This window comes from Mesorhizobium sp. M0514 (genome assembly GCF_040321145.1).
GTDB lineage: Bacteria > Pseudomonadota > Alphaproteobacteria > Rhizobiales > Rhizobiaceae > Mesorhizobium.
Genome location: NZ_JAMYQZ010000070.1, coordinates 26,247 through 32,920 on the forward strand (window position 1 = coordinate 26,247; position 6,674 = coordinate 32,920).

The 6,674-nt window shown below is 58.8% G+C and carries 4 protein-coding genes and 1 pseudogene; 1 reads left to right on the forward strand and 4 read right to left on the reverse strand.

Translation table 11 applies throughout. The annotated features are described in order from the left end of the window. Positions 1–4 precede the first annotated feature (4 nt). The 3 genes and pseudogenes from NKI61_RS24200 to NKI61_RS24210 form a co-directional block, all read right to left on the reverse strand. Positions 5–1,606 carry an ABC transporter substrate-binding protein gene (locus tag NKI61_RS24200; protein WP_352841213.1) on the reverse strand — a complete coding sequence of 534 codons (1,602 nt, stop codon included), beginning with the start codon at positions 1,604–1,606 and terminating at the stop codon, positions 5–7. 966 nt (positions 1,607–2,572) lie between these two features. Then, the gene (locus NKI61_RS24205; protein WP_352841215.1) at positions 2,573–3,814 is read right to left on the reverse strand and encodes an ATP-grasp domain-containing protein; all 1,242 of its coding nucleotides are present in this window, start codon (positions 3,812–3,814) and stop codon (positions 2,573–2,575) included. A 375-nt stretch (positions 3,815–4,189) separates the two neighbouring features. After that, positions 4,190–4,567: pseudogene (locus NKI61_RS24210) on the reverse strand (transposase family protein); the annotation flags it as partial. A 121-nt stretch (positions 4,568–4,688) separates the two neighbouring features. Here NKI61_RS24210 and NKI61_RS24215 point away from each other — a divergent pair. After that, a complete protein-coding gene (locus NKI61_RS24215) occupies positions 4,689–5,849 on the forward strand; it encodes an IS110 family RNA-guided transposase (protein ID WP_352841217.1) in 1,161 nt (386 codons plus the stop codon). Between the two features lie 393 nt (positions 5,850–6,242). Here NKI61_RS24215 and NKI61_RS24220 read toward each other — a convergent pair. Then, on the reverse strand, positions 6,243–6,674 hold a 432-nt coding region (locus NKI61_RS24220), incomplete at its 5' end, for an aminotransferase class I/II-fold pyridoxal phosphate-dependent enzyme (protein WP_352841219.1).

Here is a 6,674-nt window from a genome sequence, read left to right on the forward strand (position 1 = left end):
TCGCTCAGGCTTTTTCCATGTTCCACATCGGGACGATTGCGGGCACGCCGATGAGACCCGTGAGGGTCTTCCGGCGAGCGATCGGCGAGATGTATTTTCCCAACCTCACATCGCCGACGAAGTCCCACCAGATCCCTTGCATCTTGCGTGCAAGCGCTTTTCGCTCTTCGACTGTTATAACATTTGCCCATTTGGCCCGCAGCGCCTCGTATTCGTCGTTCTTCGGCCAGCCGTACCAAGCTTGGTCGCCATTCGCGGTTAGGAGGGGATCTGTGAGCGGATCGCCAAGGGAGTAATCCATTTCCGTCGTGATGAACATGTTCCAGCCGCCGCCCTCGACGGGGCCTTTGTTTGCCCGGCGCGTGGAGAGTGTGCCCCAATCCATCGGCGCGAGCTCAGCGTTGACCCCAATCTTCTGTAGCGCCGCCGCCAGTAGCTGCGAGGCATTGTCTCCTTCGTGCCAGTCCGTCGGATCGAGAATAACGACCTTCTCGCCGGCGTATCCGGCTTCCTTGAACAGCTGGCTAGCCTTTTCCGGGTCGCCGCCCTTTTTGAACCATCCCGTATTTTCGTCGTTGGATGCCGGCGTAGTGTTTCCAAAGATAGAGGTGAGGGCAGTGGAATATTTTGGGTCAGGGGCCATGACGCGCATGAACGCCTCTTGATCAATCAAGTGAAGCACGGCCTGTCGCGCCTTGACGTTGTCGAATGGCGGCTGCAGGAAATTCATGCGCACGAGCGCGTCCCAGCCCGCCATGTCCAGAACCTGAAGTTCAAGGTTGGGATCGCTCTCGACCAAGGAATAAAGGTCTGCCGGCGGCGTCTCGAAGTAATCAATCTCACCCGCTTGCAAGGCTGCCATCGCCGTCTGCTGGTCGGCGATAACATCCCAGATGACACGATCGACCTTGACGATCTTTCCGCCAGCCAATCCGTCGGACGGCTCCTTGCGCGGTACATATTTTTCATTGCGATCAAAGGTATAGCTTGCGCCTGGCTTGGCTAGAGCTTCGTTGAACTTAAACGGCCCCGATCCGATGGTCGTAGTCACCTGCTCGGTCGCAGGCCGGTTCGCGTCCTTCTCGCGCATGACGAACAGGCACGGCGGCGTAAGATCCGCCAGGAGATCGACCAGAAGTCCCAAGGGCTCCTTGAGCGAGATCGTGAAAGTCTTGTCATCCTTCTTCGAGATGTCGCTGGCGCGCGCCATGATCAGCTGTCCGCCGGGGGCCACCTGGCCCCAGCGACGGATCGAGGCGACACAGTCTGCCGCGGTGACGGGGTTGCCGTCGTGCCAGCTCAGGCCGTCCCGCAGTTCGAAGGTATACGTCTTCTTGTCGTCAGAGACGTCAAATTTCCCGACCATTTGCGGCTGAGGCATGAATTCCGAGTCGAAAGCGAATAGCGTGTCGTAAATCGCCGCGCCGTAGTCGGCGGTGATGTTCGTTGCCGTCCAGATCGGATCGAAGATGCGCAGGTCACCCTTCACCATGTGCACTGTCCGCGCGCCGGCTGACACTGTCTGCGCCCGCAGCACTGAAGGGATCGATAAAGCCGTTCCGGCGGCCAAACCAGCCTTGAGGATTTCGCGTCGAGAGATCGTCATGTCCAGTTCCCCTTTTTAGTTTAGTGGCGCGATTAGCCCGCGCTTCTTTTGGTCTTGTCGATACCAACGGTCGAGGGATTCGCTTGTCGCCTGAGTGTGGCATCTTGGAATAATATCGCCGGGGAAAGAAAACTTGCGTCAAAATGCGGCGACTGCTGAAGTGCGAGCCGCAGAAAGCCGCGCGGTTTGAAATGCATCGTCGCGGGATCCACTGCAGTTGCGTAATCTCCCGCCGTCGCATAGCGGACGGACGTGGCAAGAGATGGGTTCGGCCGTGTTCGACCAGGTGCTTGAGCATGCCAGGAGTCCGACTCGACATACTGCGCAGCAGGGCCGCGCGGTCGCGCAGTACTTCGCGCCCCTCGATTCGGAGATAGGGTTCCGGCTGTCGGCAGGATGGCCTGGATTCTCTTGAGAGTTCCTCAGCTCACATAGACTGGTCCACGCGACAATAATCTAATCCACTGCGGCATGGTCTGCGGATGTCCGGATGGGCGCGGTGGCAGGAGGTGTTTGGCGACCGCAGGCGATTTCTCGGGACAGGCCGTGTTCGTCGGCAGGTCGGTTGCTATCTCGCTCAGCAAGAGGCGTTTCAGCGCCACGCTAACGCTTGATTGCGTTCGGTGCATCATCACCGAAGTCGGCGGCGAAATTGGATCTGCTTCCTAACGACCGGCCAATGCAGCGCGACATCGCACTTGACTAAAGCGGCTGGCCATCCACTCAACGATCCGGGGCACGCCGGGGGCCGATGCCTCTACCTCCGAAAAAGCGAACCTCTCCTTCCCGAGGCGCTTCCACAATCGCATAGCGTTCTTCAGCTTTGCAATATCGATTTCGACATAATGTTTCCCCATAACCTGCCACGGCTCGTTCTCCCGTGATGAGGATCCGCTCGACCACTCGAGCAAGCAACACGGCCATACTCACACGCGCTGGTGCGGAGAAGTAGAATAAGTGCGCAGGCTATTCCTGTTCGCCAAGCGGGGGAATTGGAGTGATCACCCAATTGATCGACTCGACGGCGCGCTGAAGTATCGCCTCGGCCTCAGCGCTGGTGGGTGCAACGGCGATGACATGTCCGATAGTGTCTCGGTAATCGCCATTCCTGACGACCGGCGTCTTGGGTTTAACATAAAATTTGACCTCAGCGACACCAGGTATAGAAGCCGCCCGGCCATCGCCATCAATCCAGTCGAGGGTGCCATCGCAATCAGGATTTAGGAACCGCGCGGCCGCGGTCTGCGAATGCCTCCTGCGTAAATCCCATTCATCGCCGATGACAAGTTTGATACTCTCGGTGATGAGATCGAGTCCGTAAGCCAGCTGAATTAATTGGGGGGTGGGCGTGCCATGAAGCCGCGGATTGACTTCAATGACGACTGGGCCACGCTTTGTCCACCTGAATTCTATCCCCGTTGGCCCCCAGCCAAGGCCCAGAGCTCGCAAACAGCTCAGCGAAAGATCGGCGACGCGTTCATGCTCGTCATCATTCAGGGGGGCCGGAATGGTGCACTCATGAGAGAGGAAATGCGGTGGAGGGCCGCATTCAGCGGTGCCAATTCCGATGACCTGATCTCCCATTATGTCGGCCCAGTAAAGCTGGCCCTTTGCGAATTCTTCGACGAGTATCCTCGGTGAAGACTGCCAAATGTGCTTCCCGCTTAGCAGATGGATCGTGTGTTCGGCTACCTCATCGGCAGTGCGGCACAATCGGACCCCGACGCTGCCGCTGCCCACCGCAGGCTTAACTATCACCGGTAGTCCGATCTCCGCGGCACAGCTTTCTACATCTGTTGCATTAACTGCCAAGCGATAAGCCGGTATCGGAATGCCGGCCCGCGCGAGGAACTGGCGTTGAGTAAATTTGTCACAGCATCTTTCAATGGATTCGGGGTTCGGTCCCGGCAGACCGAAATGCTGGCAGAGCTTGCCCGCCGTCACACAGGCTGACTCATCGTTGCGCGAAAACCCAGTGATGCCAGCAATGTCAAAGGCCACCGATAGTCGGGAACATTCGCGGATCAGCGAATCGAGATTGTCCGTGTCGACACGAATTGTCTCAATGCGCTTCGCCGCAAGATAATCGTACTGAGCTGGATCAGCAGACAGGGTAATTGGATGAAGGCCAAGGCGTTGAGCTGCTTGGACGTATTGAAGACCCATTCGGCTATGACCTTCAACGAGGATAAGTGCTCTTTTTCCCATTGCTGCCGACTCCGATGTTGCGCTCTATGCCGCGGTCTGAGCGTCAACGGCTCAGCTGTCAATTCGAGCCTGACCTCAGACTTTGTGATAAAGGTACGATCATTCGCGATCGGCAGCCGTAAAGTTTTTGTAAAATATAGTTGAAGGATTTGTTGTTTTTATTCACCGTGTGGTACGGGGTCCATCAACGAATATCACAAAGGACGCAGTTGTGACTCTCTATTATCCACTGTACAGTCTTGGGCCTGCATCGTCTTGAAGAGGATGGCTGATAGGGGGTTCCTTGCCTGTCCAATTGATGCACCTACCATTGCGTTTTTTCATGAGCAATGTTTGCGGCGCGATCGACGAACAGAGCTGCTGATTCCCGAACGGGAACTTCTTCGCTGGCCTGTCGCGCCCGACATCCGGCAATCGGCCGATGCCGTGGCGCTGCAGACAGCGGTGCAATGAAGAGTGCGCCAGATGCGGGATAGTGGGCTGCAACGCGTAGAGGCAATCGTCGAGCGCCAGCAGCGTGTACCGGCGGAAGGCGACAATAACGGCCTCTTCCTCGACAGGCAGAACCATCGATCTCGGCTCCCTCGGGCCGGTGGGCAGATCGGCGGTCGAACTCCGCTTGCTCCACTTCGCGACCGGCTCAGGGTTGATGCCGTAGCGCTTCGAAAGCCTCCTCAGGCTCGCTTGACTATGTTGTATCGCTCGACGGACCGCCTCTGTCGTCTTGGCGCTCCCATGCAGGACCTGGCCCATAGCGCATCCTTTGATTCGGACGACAATGATGAACCATCAAAGATCCCATGACCGGTGGTGGATAGCGACCTGCGCTCTGGCAGAGTGGGGTTGCTGACCAACAACTCTGTGGAGGCCAATCATGCGTGTTGTAGCCGATCGATCTGCGGCGCCTGCCGCTATCCGCACCGATCTTGGCGCGATCTTCATTTCTTTGGAACTCAGTAAATCGACCTGGTTGATCACTTCGCTGTCGCCGGGCAGTGGGGAGAAGATGTCGAAACATGCGGTCCGCGGCGGCGATATCACAGGACTGCTGCCACGCTTTGCCCAGCTTCAGCACAAGGCACAGGCGCGCGCCGGCCGGCACTTTGCGCTTGTGGTCATTCAGGAGGCGGGTCTCGACGGCTTCTGGATCCATCGAATCCTGGAGGCCGAGGGGATCGAAAGCCATGTCGTCGACGCCGCCTCGATTGCCACGTCGCGCCGGCGGCGTCGTGCCAAGACCGACAAGATCGATGGTGAGGCGTTAGTGCGTGCGCTGCTCGCCTACAAACGAGGCGAGCCGCGCGTGTGCGCGATGGTTAGGGTACCGAGCGTCAAGGAGGAGGACCATCGGCGCATCGGCCGCGAACGCAAGGCTCTGGTTGGTGAGCGGACCTGCCATGTCAACCGGATCAAGGGCCTGCTGTTTGCTCAGGGCATCACCGGCTACGAGCCGCTGGGACGTGACCGGCGACATCGGCTTGAGGAATTGAGGACCGGCGACGGTCGCGCACTGCCAGAACATCTGAAGGGGCAAATCCGTCGCGAGCTCGACCGACTCGAACTGGTGATAGCCCAAATCAAAGAGGTGCAGGCCGAGCGCGACGCTCTGCTGGCAATCGAAGTCGCCGAAACTCCAGCAGCGACATTGCTCGATCTCAAGGGTATCGGCCCCGAGTGTGCCGCCATCCTCTACTCGGAAGGGCTGTTCCGGCACTTCGATAATCGCCGGCAGGTCGGCGCCTATGCCGGGCTCGCGCCGACGCCTTGGCAGAGCGGATCGGTCCAGCACGAGCAAGGCGTCTCGAAGGCCGGCAACCCCCGACTGCGAACGACGATGATCGAGTTGGCCTGGCTGTGGCTGCGCAATCAACCGAGTTCAGCGCTTACCCGCTGGTTCCACGAACGCGTGATGCGCAATCAGGGGCGCCTCAAAAAGACAACCATCGTCGCCCTTGCAAGGAAGCTGCTCGTGGCGCTGTGGAAATACGTGACCGCGGGCGTCGTCATCGAAGGTGCTGTCATGAAGGCCGTCTGACGAGATCACACCGATACACTCATCCCTCGAGGCCAGATCAGCCTCGGCGGATCCAGGAGGCGAACCGAGATCCCAGCTGGCTAGAATGCCGTATCAAAGACGGGTCTCGCCTTCTGGGCCCCTGCCGCCGCAAGCGGGATATTGGTGCAGCCGTCTCAAGCGGCGACCGTATGTGAGTTTGATTAGGCTCGATTGACCGAGCCGTGTCACGCAATCGGGCCCAGCTCTGGATTCCGCCACCAATTGGGAGCAATACGATGCCGTCCTAACACACCTCTTGACCTCAGCATCGTCATGTGAGCCCGGGATCAAACATTTAGCGCAGATACCTGATGGGGTTCTAGGCTTTCGCCAGAAGGCCTGTTTGGCGATGAGGTAGTTAGAGACCGCAGGTCATATGATCGAAAGTTCCCTTGCTACCTCCGTAAACGCCTCAACCACACGGTCGATGTCGGCGGTGGAATGCGCCGCCGACATCTGGGTGCGGATGCGCGCCTGGCCTTTCGGCACCACCGGGAAGGAAAAGCCGATAACATAGATGCCGCGCTTCAGCATACGCGCCGCCATTTCCTGCGCCAGGCTGGCATCGCCCAGCATCACCGGGATGATCGGGTGATCGGCGCCGGCCAACGTGAAGCCGAGCTTGCCCATCTCGGACCGGAAGCGCGCCGCATTGGCATAGAGGCGCTGGCGCAGGGCGTCGCCATTTCGGATCAGCTCGAACACCTTGATCGAGGCGCCGGCGATCGCCGGCATCAGCGTGTTGGAGAAGAGATAGGGCCGCGAGCGCTGGCGCAGCCAGTCGACCACCTGACTTTTGCCCGA

Bases quoted from the DNA above. Each gene is read 5' to 3' on its own strand.
- NKI61_RS24200 (WP_352841213.1), bottom strand. From the start codon at position 1,606: ATGACGATCTCTCGACGCGAAATCCTCAAGGCTGGTTTGGCCGCCGGA.
- NKI61_RS24205 (WP_352841215.1), bottom strand. From the start codon at position 3,814: ATGGGAAAAAGAGCACTTATCCTCGTTGAAGGTCATAGCCGAATGGGT.
- NKI61_RS24215 (WP_352841217.1), top strand. From the start codon at position 4,689: ATGCGTGTTGTAGCCGATCGATCTGCGGCGCCTGCCGCTATCCGCACC.